Origin of the sequence: Pectobacterium sp. HCp5_1, from assembly GCF_032905925.1 — a bacterium.
GTDB lineage: Bacteria > Pseudomonadota > Gammaproteobacteria > Enterobacterales > Enterobacteriaceae > Pectobacterium > Pectobacterium brasiliense_A.
In genome coordinates, this window is the sequence record NZ_JAUMIO010000008.1 from 40,343 (window position 1) to 55,426 (window position 15,084).

A 15,084-nucleotide genomic window follows, 5' to 3' on the forward strand; every position below is an offset into this window, starting at 1 on the left:
GCGCTGGCAGCACAGGGAAGATTGGTGCGATCCGCGTCAAAGATTTTATAAAAAGCCATTTTAACTGAACGAAACCCGCAGTTCGTTTATGGCGATCACAGGATAGAAGATAGGAAGTCAGCAGAAAGAAAGGCAGCGTCGCCAACGGACGTTGCCTCGTGATGCGTTGAAAAATGGCGTTTTTTTAGCAGGGACTCGCGCTACTCAGCGTGCTGTAATCGCCACAGGAAGGTTTGCCGCGCATGAGCTAAACGCGGCTGGCGCAGTGCGCCCGGCACCCAGGCCAGGTAGTAATCCAGCTGCGTTGTACCGACAGGAGGCGGAATAATGGCAAGCTCCCCCTTATCCAGCAGATCCTGACATAAATACACCGGCATCACCGTCCAGCCAAATCCACTGGTCAGCACGCGACGCAGCGCACGCAGATCCTGACTCACCACGGCGGGCACCAGTCCCTTCTCCTCCATGCGGTTCTTCTTCAACCAGTGATCGATCAGAGGAAATTCAAGGTCATACGCCAGCATCGGTTCCTGCGCTAGCGCCTGCGGCAGATCGCCCGTCTGCAAGAGCCGTTCGACAATCGCGGGAGCCGCTACCGCCTGTAGTGTCGCACTCTTTAACAGATCGCTTTTAAGCCGCTTATCCGTCACCGGATGCGCCGTTATGCCCAAATCACAGTGCCCTTCCAGCAACATCTGTTTAATCAAATCGCCGTCACCGGTATGCATATGCACCCGCACGCCCGCCTCAAGCAGCGGCAGTAGCTGTTCCGACACCACTTCGGCCATGAAGTCCGCATGACCAATGATATGCAGCGTCCCTGCGACGTCCATCGATCTTGCGCGGGCGGAGGCCAGCGCCGCCTCGGCCTCATCGAGCTTGTCCCCCAGATCCGCCGCTAAGTCATCTGCCGCCGACGTTGGCGTTACGCCATTTGCCTGACGTTCAAAGAGACGCCGCCCCACCGCCACCTCCAGCCCGGCAATGTGCTGCGATACCGCAGGCTGAGTCAGATTGAGCGCGCGCGACGCTCCGCTAATCGAGCGCTGCCGATAGACTTCCACAAATGTGCGTAGACGAATGAGTGACATACGGTACCTATAGAGACTGAGATATAAAATTATTTATACCCCTAGAATAATAATCTTGTTGGCGGACGGATCAACCCCTGCCGTATCCTTTATCCCATCTTGAGTGACCCGGAAACCCCGGCTAACTTTCTGTTTTATCTGGTAATCGACGACAAAAAAGGGGACAAAACATGTCGACACAACAATCCAAAAAGGATTTACAAGCTATCCTGAATACGATGAAGCGTGCTCACATTGCATCTGGCCCAGCCGATGCCGCACTGCGTAAAGACCGCTTACAACGCAGCATCAATCTTATCCGTGAAAACCACACTGCGCTCGCACAGGCCATGAGTGACGATTTCGGCCATCGTAGCCTGTATCACTCCTTCGCCGCTGACATCGGCACTACGTTGAAGATGCTACAGAACGCCATCGACAACGTTGAACGCTGGATGCAGCCAGAACCCGTGGATGAACCCGCTCCCGGCATGCAGGCGTGGATTCAGCATCAGCCTCTGGGCGTGATCGGGGTGATCAGCCCGTGGAATTTCCCGGTAAATCTGTCATTCGGCCCGCTGGCTGATATTTTTGCCGCTGGTAATACCGCGATTCTGAAACCGTCAGAACTCACGCCACGCACATCTGAACTGCTGGCGGAACTGATTGCCCACTATTTTGATCCGCTGGAATTGGCTGTGGTGCTGGGTGATGCGGAAATCGGTCAGGCATTCAGCGAACTGCCGTTCGATCATCTGGTCTTCACCGGTAGCACCGCTGTTGGGAAACATGTGATGCGCGCAGCAGCAGAGAATCTGGTGCCGGTTACACTGGAACTGGGTGGCAAATCACCGGTCGTCATCGATCGTAGCGCAAACATCACCGAAGCCGTTGAACGCACGCTGACGGTGAAAACCTTCAACGCCGGGCAAATCTGCCTGTCACCGGATTACGTTTTGCTGCCTGAAGGTCAGGAGCAGGCTTTCCGCGATGCCGCGGAAGCCTTTATGCAGAAAAGTTTCCCGACGTTACAGGCGAACCCGGATTACACGTCTATCATTGCTGACAGGCATTACGATCGCCTGATTCGTATTCTGAAAGAGGCTGAACAGCAAGGCGCGACCGTCGTCAGTCTGGCACCGGAAGGCGAAGCGCCCTACGATGCGAAAAGCCGCAAGATTGCCCCGCATCTGGTGTTCGGCGTACATGATGATATGACGATCATGCAGGAAGAAATTTTTGGCCCGCTGCTGCCGATTAAAACCTATCAGGCAGTAGAGGAACCAATTTACTACATCAATGCGCACCCACGCCCGCTGGCGGCGTATCTGTTCAGCAACGATGACGCTATGCAACAGCGTTTCGCAGCCAGAACAACATCCGGCGCGCTGGTTATCAACGATGTGATGACGCACGTGTCTATCGACACACTTCCGTTCGGCGGCGTTGGCGCATCCGGCATCGGTGCATATCACGGCGTTCACGGATTCCGCCGTTTCAGCCATGCCAAACCGATTGTCATACAGAGTGAAGATGGTGCGTCTAACCTGACACTGCGTGCGCCTTACCATGAGAAACAAGACGCGATTGTCGCCGTACTCAAAGGGTAAACGGCAGCTATTCACCCGATCATCCTGCAACCATAGAGAGAAAAATGATGAAAATTTTAATGGTACTGACTTCTCACGACGAACTGGGCAACACCGGTAATAAAACCGGCTTCTGGCTGGAAGAATTTGCTGCCCCTTATTACACCTTTAAAGACGCCGGAGCCGAGCTGGTGCTCGCCTCCCCTGCTGGCGGCCAGCCGCCTCTCGACCCGAAAAGCGATCTGGCCGATTTTCAAACCGAGCTGACGCATCGCTTTAAAGCAGACCCTGCCGCACAGCAGGAACTGGCCAATACGGTAAAACTCGATACCGTCAACGAGCAGGATTTCGATGCGGTCTTCTATCCTGGCGGTCACGGCCCGCTCTGGGATTTGGCGGAATCGCCGGTCTCTATCGCGCTCATCGAAGCCTTTGTCCGCGCCAACAAGCCGACCGGGTTTGTCTGCCACGCACCGGGCGTACTGATTCATGTGAAAGCAGAAAATGGCGACGCGCTGATTAAAGGCCGCAAAGTGACGGGCTTCACCAACGGTGAAGAAGAAGCGGTTCAGTTGACGGACGTGGTGCCTTTTCTGATTGAGGATGAGTTCAAGAAACTCGGCGGACTATACGAAAAAGGCCCAGACTGGGCACCGTACCTCGTTGAAGACGGCAAGCTGATCACCGGCCAGAACCCGGCAAGCTCGGAAGTGGTTGCTAAAGCGATTCTTAAGCAACTGGCTTAATCGATACTAGCGGTATCAGAGCGCTTTCAACGTTGCGCAAGCAACGGCCCGAAGGGTGACGGACAAGAATGTCCGTCATAAAAAAATCCAGAAACGTTTTCACGCTTCTGGATTTTTATAGTTAATCACGTTGGCGTATATCAGCCCGTTTTATCCGCAGCCTGACGACACCAGAAACGTAATTACTGGCCTTTAACTTCTTTCAGGCCATTGAACGGTGCAGCATCACCCAGCGCTTCTTCGATACGAATCAGCTGGTTGTATTTAGCAACACGGTCAGAACGGCTCATAGAACCAGTCTTGATCTGGCCAGCCGCTGTACCTACTGCCAGGTCAGCGATGGTGGCATCTTCAGTTTCGCCTGAACGGTGAGAGATAACAGCCGTGTAGCCTGCATCTTTCGCCATTTTAATTGCAGCCAGCGTTTCGGTCAGAGAACCGATCTGGTTGAATTTGATCAGGATGGAGTTAGCGATGCCTTTCTCGATACCTTCTTTCAGGATCTTGGTGTTGGTTACGAACAGATCGTCACCAACCAGCTGGATTTTGTCGCCCAGAACTTTAGTCTGGTAAGCGAAGCCAGCCCAGTCAGATTCGTCCAGACCGTCTTCGATAGAGACGATTGGGTACTGTTTGGTCAGATCTTCCAGGAAGTGAGTGAATTCTTCAGAGGTGAACGCTTTGTTGCCTTCGCCAGCCAGAACGTATTTACCGTCTTTGTAGAATTCAGAAGCAGCACAGTCCATCGCCAACGTGATGTCTTTGCCCAGCTCGTAGCCTGCTGCTTTTACCGCTTCAGCGATAACAGCCAGCGCTTCAGCGTTGGAACCCAGGTTTGGCGCATAGCCACCTTCGTCACCAACAGCCGTACCCATGCCTTTGGATTTCAGAACTTTAGCCAGGGTGTGGAACACTTCAGAACCCATACGGATGGCTTCTTTCAGGGTTTTCGCGCCAACAGGCTGAATCATGAACTCTTGGATATCAACGTTGTTATCCGCGTGCTCGCCGCCGTTGATGATGTTCATCATTGGCAGTGGCATAGAGTATTTACCTGGGGTGCCGTTCAGTTCAGCGATGTGAGCATACAGCGGCAGGCCTTTTGACGCTGCTGCTGCTTTAGCGGCAGCCAGAGAAACAGCCAGAATAGCGTTAGCACCGAACTGAGATTTGTTGTCAGTACCGTCCAGGTCGATCATGATCTTGTCGATGTTCGCCTGATCTTTCGCGTCTTTACCCAGAACAGCCTGAGCAATCGGGCCGTTAACAGCAGCAACGGCTTTCGTTACGCCTTTGCCCAGAAAACGGGATTTGTCACCGTCACGCAGTTCTAGCGCTTCGCGAGAGCCAGTAGAAGCTCCTGATGGCGCAGCAGCCAGACCTACAAAACCACCTTCCAGATGAACTTCCGCTTCAACAGTTGGGTTTCCGCGTGAGTCAATGATTTCACGGCCGATGACTTTAACAATTTTGGACATTAGATTTTCCTCAGTACAAGTTAAACTAAAACTTTAGATAGAACTAAAACCCTAGACGAACAACGCGCGATAGCGATCGCGCGTTGCTGATATAACTCTTACTTCACCTGACGCTTCTGGTACGCGCCAGCGGCTTTCACAAAGCCGGCAAACAGGGGATGTCCATCTCGCGGCGTTGACGTGAATTCTGGGTGGAATTGACAGGCAACGAACCAGGGATGATCGGGTAACTCGACAATCTCCACCAGTTTGCGGTCGGCGGAAAGACCAGCAACCCGTAATCCCGCCGCTTCAATCTGTTTCAACAGCATGTTGTTAACTTCATAACGATGACGGTGACGTTCGATAATCGTCTGCTCACCGTACATCTGACGCACCAGACTGCCTTCGGTCAGATGGCATTGCTGCCCGCCAACGCGCATGGTGCCGCCCAGATCGCTAGCTTCATCACGGACTTCAACATTGCCGTTCTCATCACGCCATTCGGTGATCAGCGCAACCACCGGATACTTACAGTCTGGCATAAACTCCGTTGAGTTTGCGCCTTCCATTCCGGCAACGTTACGGGCAAATTCCATTAATGCGACCTGCATCCCCAGGCAAATGCCCAGATAAGGGATATTGTTCTCACGGGCGTAGCGCGCCGACATGATTTTCCCTTCGACGCCACGATAGCCAAAACCGCCTGGAATCAGGATAGCATCTAAATCTTTCAATACTTCGACACCACGGGTTTCAACATCCTGTGAGTCGATCAGCTTGATATTTACCGTCAGGCGGTTCTTCAACCCGCCGTGTTTCAGGGCTTCAATCACGGATTTGTAGGCATCTGGCAACGCAACATATTTGCCGACCATACCGATAGTCACTTCGCCGCCCGGATTGGCTTCTTCGTACACAACCTGTTCCCATTCTGACAGGTTTGCTTCGGGACAGTTCAAGCTGAATCGTTTACAAATATAATCGTCCAGCCCCTGTGATTTCAATAGCGACGGGATTTTATAAATCGAATCAATGTCTTTAAGGGAGATTACTGCTTTTTCCGGCACATTACAGAATAAAGCAATTTTTGCACGCTCGTTGGCCGGCACCGTGCGGTCGGAACGGCAAATCAGCACGTCGGGCTGAATACCGATGGAAAGCAGTTCTTTAACGGAGTGCTGCGTCGGCTTGGTTTTCACTTCGCCCGCCGCCGCCAGATACGGCACCAGCGTCAGGTGCATAAACAGCGTGTGTTCGCGGCCCACTTGCACCGCCATCTGCCGAATCGCTTCAAGGAACGGCAAAGATTCGATATCACCGACGGTACCGCCGATTTCGACCAGAACCACATCGTGGCCTTCGCCACCTTCAATGATGCGCTCTTTAATCGCGTTGGTGATGTGTGGAATCACCTGAATAGTCGCGCCCAGATAGTCACCACGACGCTCTTTGCGCAGGACATCAGAGTAGATACGGCCAGTGGTGAAGTTGTTGCGGCGCGACATTTTAGTGCGGATGAAACGCTCGTAGTGACCCAAGTCCAGATCGGTTTCGGCGCCGTCTTCGGTGACAAACACTTCACCGTGCTGCGTCGGGCTCATCGTGCCCGGATCCACGTTGATGTACGGGTCCAGTTTCATGATGGTAACGTTGAGGCCACGGGCTTCAAGAATAGCCGCCAGAGAGGCTGCGGCAATGCCTTTACCCAGAGAGGAAACGACCCCGCCGGTCACAAAAATATAATTAGTTGTCATGCTGAACCTGAGAGTTTAGGTTTAAAGACGATGGAGGTACCAAGACGGGAAAGTAGTATACCTGAACCTGATGAACGCCACAAATGTTCGTTTTACACAATGTGGCGATTCCAACACACTCTAAGGCGAGATAAAACCGCCCTTACTGAAATCAATAATTACCTTTAATAACAATACAATAAACGCATTAAAATCGATAAAAATACGGTTTGTGATTAAAAATGGATTAATGGCCTATTTCCTGTTTTTTCACCTGCTGCCATGCCGCTTCCATTTCATCCAGCGTCGCCTGTTCCAGCGTTTTTCCAGATGCCGTAACGATTTGTTCTACCTCACGAAAACGACGAGTGAACTTGCGATTTGCCGCCTGTAACGCATTCTCAGCCTTGTGCCCCAGGTGACGAGAGAGATTGACTGTGGCGAACAATAAATCACCAATCTCTTCACCTAATTTTTCTTCATCGACAACGGCTTGCCGCGCCTCAAACATTACCTCATCGATCTCTTCATACACTTTATCGAGCACCGGGCCCAGGCTGTCCCAATCGAAGCCCACAGACGAACAACGCTGCTGAATTTTTTGCGCTTTCATCAGGGCAGGCAGCGCATCAGGAATGTCATCCAACGGCGAATGACGATCTTTCTCCGCGCGCTCCTGCGCCTTGGTCTGCTCCCAGTTTGCCAGCACGGCATCGCTGTCCGTCAGCGTCAGGTCGCCGAAAATATGCGGGTGGCGGCGTTCCAGTTTGTCGCTGATGGCGTTACACACGTCGGAGAAATCGAACAGGCCCTTTTCCTGCGCCATTTGCGCGTAAAACACCACCTGAAACAGCAAATCCCCTAACTCACCGCGCAAGTCATCAAAATCCTGACGGCTGATGGCATCAAGCACTTCATACGTTTCTTCCAGCGTATAGGGCGCGATAGTGTCAAACGTCTGTTTCTTGTCCCACGGGCAGCCGTTTTCAGGATCGCGCAGGGTTTTCATGATGGCGAGCAGGCGCTCGATGGAGGATACGTTCATTGAGTTCTCGATTATAAAACAAACAAAAAATAAGGTGCGCCAAAGTCTGTTCCCCACACCTCCGCTGTGACCTGTCTCTCAACCACATATTTATGCCGATGTGGGAAGGGTTTCGTGCGCCACAATACCGCCATTTTCATGCTACCTCGTAGCACGCGCCCGACACAGGGCGGCTCAATCGCCGTCGCCCTGTGAACCCTGGCTTCCGGCTAAATTATGTCGCTGCGCGATACCCTCGTCGGTATCTGGCTTAACGGACCGCTTGCGACACGTTCCCGACGTGGCGCAAGCTTTCGCGGCATCCATGCCGCTCATCCTAAGCCTGCTATCTCCTCAGCATAATTTCTTACGCCGGGTAACAGCCAGCCCCAGTGATTCCCTACATCATTTGAGCCTAAAAGGCAGCCGATGAAGGAAACGTAGGGAAGTGTCACGCCCCCTGCTGGCGCCGCGCGTCAATCACATCCGGCAGTTGGTTGAGCTTCGCCAGAATGCGGCTCAGCACCTGCAGGTTGTAGATCTCGATATCCATATCAATCGTTGCCAACTGCTGCTTGGTGTCGCTGCGGCTGGCGACGCCCAGTACATTGACCTTCTCATTCGCCAGAATCGTGGTGATATCCCGCAACAGCCCGCTACGATCGTTAGCAATCACCCTCACCACCAGCGAATAACCGCTGGAGTAGCTTTCGCCCCAGACGGCATCGACAATGCGTTCTGGCGAGCTGGCGCGCAGTTCGTCCAGCTGTTCACAGTCGGCACGGTGAATCGAAATACCCCGGCCTCGCGTGATAAACCCGGTGATCTCATCGCCCGGAATCGGCTGGCAGCAGCGGGCAATGTGGTGCATCAGATTGCCGACACCTTCTACCACCACGCGGCCGTTGTCCTTCGTGTTACGTGCCGGTGGCTGATGCGATTTTTGCGTCAGCTGGCGCAGCGCTTCACGATCCAGCTCTTCCGCGCTCGGCTGTTTTAGCTGCGATTGCAGGAAATTCACCATCTGGTTCAGGCGAACATCACCGCCACCGATAGCAGCCAGTAACTCATCCAGCGAATTCACGTTGTAGCGTGGCAGCAGCAGTTTTTCCGCTGCTTTCAGGCTGACACCCAGATGCGCCAGTTCGTCATCCAGGATCTGTCGACCCGCCAGAATGTTCTTGTCGCGATCTTGCTTACGGAACCAGTTCTGAATCTTCGAACGTCCACGGCTGGTGGTGATATACCCCAGATTCGGGTTCAGCCAGTCACGGCTCGGGTTCGGTTGCTTCTGGGTGATGATCTCAATCTGATCGCCCATTTGCAGTTGGTAGGTAAACGGCACAATACGTCCGCCGATTTTCGCCCCGATGCAACGGTGCCCGATATCACTGTGGATGTGATAGGCAAAATCCAACGGCGTGGAACCCATGGGGAGATCCACCACATCGCCTTTCGGCGTAAAGACATAAACCCGATCGTCAAACACCTGGCTGCGCACTTCGTCCAGTACGTCATTCGAATCCGCCACTTCTTCCTGCCAGGCAAGCAGTTTACGCAGCCAGGCAATGCGGCCTTCGTAGCCGGAACGTCCGCCCACAGAGGTGCCTTCTTTGTATTTCCAGTGTGCTGCGACGCCCAATTCGGCATCTTCATGCATCTGCCGCGTGCGGATCTGAATTTCGAGCGTCTTTCCACCCGGCCCTAGCACCACGGTGTGGATGGACTGATAGCCGTTTGGTTTAGGGTTAGCGACGTAGTCGTCAAACTCGTCCGGCAGATGGCGATAGTGGGTATGCACGATACCGAGCGCACCGTAGCAGTCCTGCAAGCGTTCAACGACAATGCGTACCGCACGCACATCGAACAGCTCATCGAACGACAGCGCTTTCTTCTGCATCTTGCGCCAGATGCTGTAGATATGCTTGGGACGACCGTAGATCTCCGCCTGCACGCCCTCTTCTTTCATCGCGTTGCGCAGCGTTTTGACAAAATCGTCAATGTACTGCGCACGATCGATACGGCGCTCGTGCAGCAGCTTGGCGATTTTTTTATATTCATCAGGATGCAGATAGCGGAAGCAGAAATCCTCCAGCTCCCACTTCAACTGTCCGATACCCAGACGGTTAGCCAGCGGCGCATAGATATTGGTACACTCTTTGGCCGCCAATACCCGTTCTTCTTCCGGGGCATCCTTCACTTCACGCAGATGCGCAATCCGCTCCGCGAGCTTGATCACCACGCAGCGGAAATCTTCCACCATCGCCAGCAGCATGCGGCGGATGTTATCGACCTGCTCAGACGCGCCGGAATCATTCTGCGTCGCTTTGAGCTGGCGAATTGCATCCATATCGCGCACGCCATGCACCAAATCAACGATGTTTTTCCCAAACGCGGCTTCTAGCGTCGCCTCATCGACCACGTTCGCATCGGCCAGCGGAAAGAGCAGCGCCGCGCGCATGCTGTCATTGTCCATGCTGAGCGTGGACAGGATTTCCACCATTTCAATGCCGCGCCACAGCAGTAGCGACGCATCGGCGTGATCTTGCGTTTGCTGCTCACAGTAACGCCAGGTTTCGGTTAAACGCTCACACGATTGCTGGCTGGAAATACCCAGTGAAGCAATCCACGCGTCAGGGACAAACTCACCTGCCGTATTCAAATGCGCACTTCTTACCGCAACCATAATTTCTCCCTACGTTACCCTTCACCTTGCAAACGACGCTGCTTTGCTGCCTATTACGCCTTTCGCGTGCCGGTATCGTGCAAAAACAGTGCCATCGATTCAAGGTGACCGGTATGTGGAAACATATCCAACATGGCGACATTCGCCAGCCGATAACCAGCGGCCAGTAATACTTTGCTGTCGCGTGCGAGCGTCGTGGCGTTACAGGAGACATACACCACGCGTTTCGGTGCCAGTCTGGTTATCTGCTCCATCACGCCTGCCGCGCCTGCACGTGCCGGATCAAGTAATATCTTATCAAAACCCTGAGCCGCCCACGGCTGCTGCGTGACGTCATCTTCAAGATTTTGGTGAAAAAATGTGACATTGGACAGCCCATTGCGTCGAGCATTCTCGCGTCCTTTCTCAACTAACGCGGTCACCCCTTCCACGCCGACGACGCTGGCGGCACGCTGTGCCAGCGGTAGCGTGAAGTTACCCATGCCACAAAACAGATCTAATATTCTATCCTGCGGTTGCACATCCAGCCATGCCAGCGCCTGCGCGACCATCTGCTGGTTCACCGCGTCATTGACCTGAATAAAATCGCGCGGGCTAAAGGCCAGCGTCAGCCCGTCAACGTGATAAACCGGTTCTTCGCCCTGTAGACACGTCAGCGAGTCGGCATCCGGTGCCAGATAAACCGAAACGCCCTGCTGCTGCGCAAAGTCACGCAGCGCCTGCTGATCCGATAAATGGAGCGGATCAAGGTGCCTCAGCACCAGCAGCGGACCGTTCTCTGCCTGCACCAGTTCCACATGCCCAAGACGCTTCACCGCCTTTAATCGGCTCAGGCAGTCGCGCAGCGGTTGCAGCAGCGCTTCAAGCTCGGGGCGCAACACCGGACAGGCTTTGATATCCACCAGATCGTGAGAATTTGATTGTCGATAGCCCATCAACAGACGCTGCTCTTTTGCCTGAAAGTATAACGCAAGCCGCGCGCGCCTCCGATAGGCATAAGGTGTGCCGGCAATCAGCGAGGCTTCAGGCAGCTCTGCGCCCGTTTCCCGCGTCATCAGGCGCATCAATGCAGCCGTTTTGCTGCTCTGTTGCAGCGTGATGTCCGCGTGCTGCTGCTGGCAGCCACCACAGCGGGTAAAATGCGGACACGGCGGTGTAACGCGCTGCGGGCTAGGCGTCAGAAGGCGTTTAAGTTTTGCATGTGAAAACTGACGCTTCTCTTCCGTCAACTGAACGTCGGCCTGCTCTCCCGGCAGTACACCCGTGACAAACACCGTCTTGCCGTCGTGACGCGCCACCCCCTGCCCAAACGGATCAAGCGACGTGACCGTAACAGTGAGGTTCTTAGCAGGAATCGCTTTCCGGGTCGTCACACGCCGGTTTGGAGAGTAGAATTGCGCCATAATGTACTATCGATTGATCTCTTAAGTTGAACGGCTGTACCCAAATACCTGTCATACTTCAAGCTGCATGTGCGTTGGCTTTCCTCGCTCACCCCAGTCACTTACCTGAGTAAGCTCCTGGGGATTCACTGTGTCGCCGCCTTCCTGCAACTCGAATTATTTAAGGTATAACTAAATTAAATAATAGGGTGCCTTGCATCCTCTAATTCTCCCACATTGGAACCCCATGACCAAATACAGTCTTCGTGCACGGATGTTGATACTGATTTTGGCACCGACATTGATGATCGGGCTGCTGCTCAGTTCGTTCTTCGTCATTCATCGTTACAATCAGTTGCAGTCGCAGCTGGCCGATTCGGGCACCAGTATCATTGAGCCGCTGGCGACCATCAGCGCGTACGCCATTACCCATCGCCAGATGGACACGATTCCCGCGTTAATCAATACGCTTCATCGCCGCCACTCCGCGATTATTCGTACCATTAGCGTATTCGATGCGCGCAATCAGCTTCTGGCGACCACCAACGTACGCAACAACGTGACATTGCAGCCGCTCAGCGGCGATGCGCTTGCACACAATAAACTGCACCTGCACCACACGAATGACGCGCTGATTCTGCACATGCCGATCGTCAATGACAGCGAATTCATACCGGGTGGAACAACACCGGTACTGCCCGGTACCGCTACACCTCTCGGCTATCTGGTGATCGAGCTGGATACCAGCACCATTCGGCTTCAGCAGTATCAGGAAATCTTCATCGCCGCGCTCCTGCTGCTGCTCTCTTTGGGTGCCGCCGTCATCTTTGCCTATCGCCTGATGCGGGATGTCACCACCCCGATTCGTAATATGGTGGATACCGTTGACCGCATTCGCCGTGGGCAGTTGGATAGCCGGGTCGAAGGTTACATGCTCGGCGAGCTGGATATGCTGAAAAACGGCATCAACTCGATGGCGATGTCACTGACCGCCTACCACGAAGAAATGCAGCAAAATATCGATCAGGCGACCTACGATCTGCGGGAAACGCTGGAGCAGATGGAGATCCAGAACGTCGAGCTGGATCTGGCCAAAAAGCGCGCGCAGGAAGCGGCACGCATCAAATCAGAGTTTCTGGCAAATATGTCGCACGAACTGAGAACGCCGCTGAATGGCGTGATCGGTTTCACCCGCCAGACGTTGAAGACGCCGCTGAATACCACACAAACGGACTATCTGCTCACCATCGAACGGTCCGCCAATAACCTGCTGAATATTATTAACGATGTGCTGGATTTCTCGAAGCTGGAGGCCGGAAAGCTGGTGCTGGAAGATATTCCGTTCTCGCTGCACAGCACGCTGGACGACGTTGTGATGCTTCTGGCGCACACGGCACATGAAAAAGGGTTGGAGCTAACGCTCAGTATTCAGAATGACGTGCCCGAACAGTTTGTCGGCGATCCGCTGCGAATACAGCAAATCATCACCAACCTGCTGGGCAATGCGATTAAATTCACCGAGCAGGGCAACATCGATATTCGGGTGGAGAAGCGTCGACAGGAATCTCATCAGGTGCAGCTAGAGGTGCAAATACGCGATACCGGCATCGGTATTGCCGAGTTGCAGCAATCGCAGCTGTTTCAGGCGTTCCGTCAGGCAGACACCAGTATTTCGCGCCGTCATGGCGGTACGGGGCTTGGGCTGGTCATCACCCAGCGTCTGGTCAAGGAGATGGGTGGCGATATCAGTTTCCAGAGCCAGCTCAACAAGGGATCGACCTTCTGGTTCCATATCACGCTGCCGCTCAACCCGCACGCCATGCCGACCGAGCCGGCCTACACCACGCTGCAAGGCAAACATCTGGCCTACGTCGAGTACCATCCCATCGCCGCGCAGGCCACGCTGGATATCCTGAGCCAGACACCGCTCATCGTGAGCTACAGCCCAACGTTTGAGCAACTGCCGGAAGGGGATTTCGATATCCTGCTGCTCGGAATTCCTGTGCAATATCGCAACTCTCTGCTCGACTACACGCCCAGACTGCGCGATATCTGCCGCCGTTCGCCCTGTGTGATTCTGGCGCTGCCCAGCCTGGCGCAAATGGATGCCGAGCAGTTGAAAACCTTCGGCGTACATGCCTGCCTGAGCAAGCCACTCGCGGCATCACGCCTGCTGCCGCTGTTACAGGACAGCACGCTGTTCCAGCTCTCTTTTCTGCCGGACGATGCCGCATCGAACCAAAGTATCGTACGCCATCCCGCTCGTTTGCCGCTGAGCGTGATGGCGGTGGATGACAATCCGGCTAATCTGAAACTGATCGGCACGCTGCTGGAAGAGCAGGTCGAGACGATTATCCTGTGCGAAAGCGGACAAGATGCGATTGCACAGGCGGAGCTGCATCAGTTCGACGTTATTCTCATGGATATTCAGATGCCGGGTATGGACGGCATTTGTGCCAGCGAGCTGATCCGTCAGATCCCTCACCATGCCACCACGCCGATCATCGCGGTGACGGCGCAGACCATGACGGGCGAGCGCGAGCATCTGCTGCGTTCGGGTATGGATGACTATCTGGCTAAACCGATAGATGAACAGATGCTGAAAAGCGTGCTGACACGTCATGCACGGCAAGATCCGTTGAAGCGCAATCGGGGCGATATTGCGGGATTACTGAACGAGCACGACGATAGTCAGCTATCACTCGACTGGGCGCTGGCGCAGCAACAGGCGGCCAACAAGCCGGAACTGGCGCGTGACCTGCTGCAAATGCTATTGGATTTCTTGCCGGAGGTTCAGCGGAAGATAGAAAACGTGCTGAAGGGCCAGACGGATGATGACATCATCGACTTGGTTCATAAACTGCACGGCAGTTGCAGCTACAGCGGCGTTCCCCGCCTGCAACGCATCTGCCGCTATCTGGAACAACAGCTGCGTAAAGGCGTTCACGCCAGCGATCTGGAACCCGAATGGCTGGAGCTACTGGACGAAATCGACAACGTCAACAAAGCCGCCCAGCCGCATATCAAACCCACGCATTCGTAATTAAGCTCTGTCTCTTCGCTACATATTATGGGGCTACAGAGACAGTTTCGTGCGCTCTGCTGTTATACGGCGTAAAAAATTATGCTGAGGAGATAGCGGGCTTCGGATGAGCCGCAGGACGCGGCGAAAGCTTGCGCCACGTCGGACAAAAACGCCAGAGACGTTTTTGAACAGCACTCGTGCTGGCCCGAAGGGCGAGCCCCATTTATGGGGCGAGTAAACGTGTCGCAAGCGGTCCGTTAAAGCCGGATATCGACGAAGGTACCGCGTTAGCGGCATAATTTCCGCCGAAAGCCTGGGGTCACGGGGTGAGCGGCGTGTGAGCCGTCCCGTGTCGGGCGCGTGCTGCGA

Annotated in this window: 9 protein-coding genes; 3 read left to right on the forward strand and 6 right to left on the reverse strand. The window is 54.2% G+C overall.

The genetic code is table 11. The features are described from left to right. Positions 1-200: 200 nt before the first annotated feature. Complete coding sequence (locus Q3A88_RS08390) at positions 201-1,091, reverse strand: LysR family transcriptional regulator (protein WP_233990533.1); 891 nt, start codon at positions 1,089-1,091, stop codon at positions 201-203. Positions 1,092-1,261: 170 nt separating this feature from the next. Here Q3A88_RS08390 and Q3A88_RS08395 point away from each other — a divergent pair, with 170 nt between their 5' ends. Together Q3A88_RS08395 and Q3A88_RS08400 are read left to right on the forward strand one after the other, a co-directional pair. Then, positions 1,262-2,680, forward strand: a complete 1,419-nt coding sequence (locus tag Q3A88_RS08395) for a coniferyl aldehyde dehydrogenase (protein WP_317177722.1) — start codon at positions 1,262-1,264, stop codon at positions 2,678-2,680. A gap of 47 nt (positions 2,681-2,727) precedes the next feature. Continuing rightward, positions 2,728-3,405 (forward strand): type 1 glutamine amidotransferase domain-containing protein, encoded by a 678-nt coding sequence (locus Q3A88_RS08400; RefSeq protein ID WP_039486193.1) that lies wholly within the window; start codon positions 2,728-2,730, stop codon positions 3,403-3,405. A gap of 182 nt (positions 3,406-3,587) precedes the next feature. On the opposite strand, the gene eno is transcribed toward Q3A88_RS08400, so the two are convergent. The 5 genes from eno to rlmD all read right to left on the reverse strand — a co-directional run bounded on the left by eno (position 3,588) and on the right by rlmD (position 11,711). Beyond that, positions 3,588-4,883: a phosphopyruvate hydratase gene (eno, locus tag Q3A88_RS08405; RefSeq protein ID WP_010305823.1), complete on the reverse strand. Its 1,296-nt coding sequence runs from the start codon at positions 4,881-4,883 to the stop codon at positions 3,588-3,590. 98 nt (positions 4,884-4,981) lie between these two features. After that, a complete protein-coding gene (gene pyrG / locus Q3A88_RS08410; RefSeq protein ID WP_010305827.1) occupies positions 4,982-6,619 on the reverse strand; it encodes a glutamine hydrolyzing CTP synthase in 1,638 nt (545 codons plus the stop codon). A 226-nt stretch (positions 6,620-6,845) separates the two neighbouring features. After that, a complete protein-coding gene (mazG, locus tag Q3A88_RS08415; RefSeq protein WP_119873389.1) occupies positions 6,846-7,643 on the reverse strand; it encodes a nucleoside triphosphate pyrophosphohydrolase in 798 nt (265 codons plus the stop codon). A gap of 430 nt (positions 7,644-8,073) precedes the next feature. After that, on the reverse strand, positions 8,074-10,308 hold the full coding sequence (gene relA, locus Q3A88_RS08420) for a GTP diphosphokinase (protein ID WP_110162502.1): 2,235 nt from the start codon (positions 10,306-10,308) through the stop codon (positions 8,074-8,076). A gap of 53 nt (positions 10,309-10,361) precedes the next feature. Then, positions 10,362-11,711: a 23S rRNA (uracil(1939)-C(5))-methyltransferase RlmD gene (gene rlmD / locus Q3A88_RS08425; RefSeq protein ID WP_233990537.1), complete on the reverse strand. Its 1,350-nt coding sequence runs from the start codon at positions 11,709-11,711 to the stop codon at positions 10,362-10,364. A 226-nt stretch (positions 11,712-11,937) separates the two neighbouring features. Here rlmD and barA point away from each other — a divergent pair, with 226 nt between their 5' ends. Next, complete coding sequence (gene barA / locus Q3A88_RS08430) at positions 11,938-14,733, forward strand: two-component sensor histidine kinase BarA (RefSeq protein WP_233990539.1); 2,796 nt, start codon at positions 11,938-11,940, stop codon at positions 14,731-14,733. The last annotated feature ends 351 nt before the right edge of the window (positions 14,734-15,084 follow it).

Bases quoted from the DNA above. Each gene is read 5' to 3' on its own strand.
- Q3A88_RS08390 (WP_233990533.1), bottom strand. From the start codon at position 1,091: ATGTCACTCATTCGTCTACGCACATTTGTGGAAGTCTATCGGCAGCGC.
- Q3A88_RS08395 (WP_317177722.1), top strand. From the start codon at position 1,262: ATGTCGACACAACAATCCAAAAAGGATTTACAAGCTATCCTGAATACG.
- Q3A88_RS08400 (WP_039486193.1), top strand. From the start codon at position 2,728: ATGAAAATTTTAATGGTACTGACTTCTCACGACGAACTGGGCAACACC.
- eno (WP_010305823.1), bottom strand. From the start codon at position 4,883: ATGTCCAAAATTGTTAAAGTCATCGGCCGTGAAATCATTGACTCACGC.
- pyrG (WP_010305827.1), bottom strand. From the start codon at position 6,619: ATGACAACTAATTATATTTTTGTGACCGGCGGGGTCGTTTCCTCTCTG.
- mazG (WP_119873389.1), bottom strand. From the start codon at position 7,643: ATGAACGTATCCTCCATCGAGCGCCTGCTCGCCATCATGAAAACCCTG.
- relA (WP_110162502.1), bottom strand. From the start codon at position 10,308: ATGGTTGCGGTAAGAAGTGCGCATTTGAATACGGCAGGTGAGTTTGTC.
- rlmD (WP_233990537.1), bottom strand. From the start codon at position 11,711: ATGGCGCAATTCTACTCTCCAAACCGGCGTGTGACGACCCGGAAAGCG.
- barA (WP_233990539.1), top strand. From the start codon at position 11,938: ATGACCAAATACAGTCTTCGTGCACGGATGTTGATACTGATTTTGGCA.